Here is a 382-nt window from a genome sequence, read left to right on the forward strand (position 1 = left end):
GCCCGAGCTTGCGCCAACTGGAATGGTGATGGTTTGACCGTTCGACAGGGTGACAACCAGCGGAGCGCCGGTGACCGGGGCGTTGACCGAGGCGGTGTAGATGACTGTGCCACCTTCGGCAACGGTCGAGGTCGCGGTGAGCGAGACGGTGCTGGTGTCGATGGTGTCGGTGACGTCAGTGACCGCAGGCGTCGTGCTTGGCACCAGATTCTCGAAGTTACCACCCGTGGCTTTATCAATGCTGACTTCCACTTTGCCGGCGTCTTTGTAGACGTCGTCCTTCGGCGCATCAACGGTGACGGTGCCGGTGGTTGCACCGGCAGCGATATTAATCACAGCACCGTTGCTCAGGGTGACGGTAACAGGCGTACCGGCAGCGTTG

Annotated in this window: 1 protein-coding gene; it reads right to left on the reverse strand. The window is 61.0% G+C overall.

Annotated elements, in window-relative coordinates; genetic code table 11:
- A partial coding sequence (locus tag ACLEJQ_RS25810; protein ID WP_440799932.1) for an immunoglobulin-like domain-containing protein occupies positions 1 to 382 on the reverse strand: 382 nt, incomplete at both ends.

Source organism: Pseudomonas sp. SMV71 (assembly GCF_052042015.1).
Lineage (GTDB): Bacteria > Pseudomonadota > Gammaproteobacteria > Pseudomonadales > Pseudomonadaceae > Aquipseudomonas.